The organism is Roseicyclus sp., assembly GCF_965662675.1.
In the GTDB taxonomy this organism is placed as follows: Bacteria; Pseudomonadota; Alphaproteobacteria; order Rhodobacterales; family Rhodobacteraceae; genus Roseicyclus.
Map to the genome: position 1 here is coordinate 1 of NZ_CBFIIK010000178.1, position 2238 is coordinate 2238.

General features: G+C 64.9%; 2 protein-coding genes and 2 pseudogenes. All 4 read right to left on the reverse strand.

What is annotated here, in order from left to right; genetic code table 11:
* Positions 1 to 151 (reverse strand): annotated as a pseudogene (locus tag ACTG4J_RS15235) (dibenzothiophene desulfurase); the annotation flags it as partial.
* On the reverse strand, positions 151 to 897 hold the full coding sequence (locus tag ACTG4J_RS15240) for a 4Fe-4S dicluster domain-containing protein (RefSeq protein ID WP_439140583.1): 747 nt from the start codon (positions 895 to 897) through the stop codon (positions 151 to 153). The gene ACTG4J_RS15240 and the pseudogene ACTG4J_RS15235, both read right to left, overlap by 1 nt.
* Entirely contained in the window at positions 894 to 1730 is an 837-nt protein-coding gene (locus ACTG4J_RS15245; RefSeq protein ID WP_439140584.1) for an alpha/beta fold hydrolase, read from the reverse strand. The genes ACTG4J_RS15240 and ACTG4J_RS15245 overlap by 4 nt, the downstream gene beginning before the upstream one ends.
* A gap of 121 nt (positions 1731 to 1851) precedes the next feature.
* Positions 1852 to 2238: pseudogene (locus ACTG4J_RS15250) on the reverse strand (formate dehydrogenase); the annotation flags it as partial.

Below are 2238 nucleotides of genomic sequence, written 5' to 3' on the forward strand. Positions count from 1 at the left end.
GTCCGCCGACCGCAAGCGCATAGGCGATAAGGAAAAAGACAAAGGCCACCCAACCCGTGACAGGGGGAAGCCCCAAGCCCCAAAACACCAATAGGCCAAAGCCGAGACCCGAGAGCGTGGTGAAAAGGATGACCGAAGGTGCCGGATGCATCACAAACGCTCCAGCGCGCGGTCGAGCCAGCCGAGGAAGCCTTGCGGCGTGTCGGCCACGGGTTCGAGGAAGGGGGCGAGGATATCGGTTACTTCCCACTGATCCTTGGGGCGTGGCGGCAGGTACTTGTTGACGGGCTTGGTGCCGAGGTCAGGCATCAGGTCATAGCCACCGCGCACCGCGACAAGCTGGCTCACATCGCTGTCGGGATCGCCCAGATCGCCGAAATGGCGCGCCCCCGCCGGGCAGGTGCGCACGCAGGCGGGTTCGCGGTCTTCGGGGGGGAGGTTCTCGTTATAGATGCGGTCGATGCAGAGGGTGCATTTCTTCATGACCTTCGCCGTGGGGTCCATCTCGCGCGCGCCATAGGGGCAGGCCCAGGCGCAGAGGCCGCAGCCGATGCAATCGGATTCATTGACCAGAACGATCCCATCCGCGACCCGCTTGTAGCTGGCCCCGGTGGGGCAGACGGTGACGCAGGGCGCATCCTCGCAATGCAGGCAGGATTTGGGGAAATGGACAAGCTGGGCCTGGCCTGCCTCGGGCGTGATCTCGTAGGAATGGACGCGGTTGAGGAAGCTGCCCGAGGGGGTGGCGCCGTAAGCCTCCTCGTCGGAGAGGGGTGCGCCGTAATTCTCGGTGTTCCAGCCCTTGCAGGCGATCACGCAGGCATGACAGCCGACACAGGTATCAAGGTCGATCACAAGGCCAAGCTTGCGCTCGGTGGTTTGGGGAAGGCTGGTCATGGCTGCCCCTGTCGGCAGGTGGTGACGAACTGGGCCAGATCGGCGGCGAAGCGGTCGGGCTTTTCCATGAAGGGCGCATGGCCGGTTTCGGGATATGGGATGAAACTGCCGTTTTGCATGGTTTTCGCCGCGGCATCGCCGGTGGCTTGGGTGACGACAGCATCGTCGGCACCGTGGATCACAAGGCCCGGGCAGGTCATCGCCGAGAATGCGGGCCGCAGGTCGAGATCGGCGCCGAAAAGCGCGCGGCGCACGATCGCGGGGCAAAGCATGTTGGCCCCCACCATCGCGCCATAGATCAGACGCGGTAGGGGCTGGTGTGTGCAGGCATCGACGAAGCGCGCGGTGGCGGCAAGGCGGCGGCCGAGGTCGTCGGTGTAAAGGTCGCGGTCAAGACCGGGCGAGGCTTTACCGACCATCCAATCCTCGCGCGCGCTTCCGATCGCAAGGATGCCGCCCACCAGCACCACCCCCGCGAGATGGTCACTGCCATGACCGACCAGATGCGCCGCGATCACCCGCGCGCCATAGGACCAGCCGACAAGGGTGGGGCGGTCGAGCTTTGCCGCTGTGATCACGGCGGCGATATCATCGCCCCACAGCGTGGTGTCAGCATAGGCGGCGGGATCATCAGGCTTGTCCGAGGCGCCATGACCGCGCAGATCGATGGCGACAAGGTGGAAGCGGTCGGCGAGGCGATCCGTGATTGGTTGCCAACAGATGCCCGCCTGTGCCCAGCCATGGATGAGCATGATCGCGGGAAGGGCGGGGTCGCCCACCGTGCTGTAGGCGATGCGCGTGCCGTCGCTGGAGGTGGCGAAGTGGTTGGTCATGGGTGTGCCAGTTTCTGTTGCCAAAGGGTTTTCGCCGCCTTCGGCGTCGATCCGAGCGAGGGGGCTTTCTGCCCCCTCGCGCTCCCCCGAGGATATTTGTGAAACGAAGAGGCGATCATCGTCATCGGTGGGATCGGCCGTGCGGTGAGGGGAGGGGTGGGAAGCTTGGTTGCACCTCTGTGGGCGGGGCGGTTTTCTCGATCCGCACGCGCAGGTCGAACCATGCCGCCTGTCCGGTGATCGGGTCGGAGTTCGACCAGCGATGCCCATCGCCGCGCGCGGGCAAAAGCTCGTGGATCAGGTGGTTGAGGAGGAAGCCCTTTGTCGCCTCGGGCGCCTCCTCGGACAGCGCCCATGCACCCTTGCGCTTGCCGATGGCGTTCCATGTCCAGACCGTGTTGGGGTTGAGCGCCGCCATATGCGCCACGGGCACGGTGATGGTGCCATGGGGCGAGGTCACCCGCGCCCAGTCGCCATCGTTAAAACCCTGTTCGTGCCAGATATTTGT

Bases quoted from the DNA above. Each gene is read 5' to 3' on its own strand.
- ACTG4J_RS15240 (WP_439140583.1), bottom strand. From the start codon at position 897: ATGACCAGCCTTCCCCAAACCACCGAGCGCAAGCTTGGCCTTGTGATC.
- ACTG4J_RS15245 (WP_439140584.1), bottom strand. From the start codon at position 1,730: ATGACCAACCACTTCGCCACCTCCAGCGACGGCACGCGCATCGCCTAC.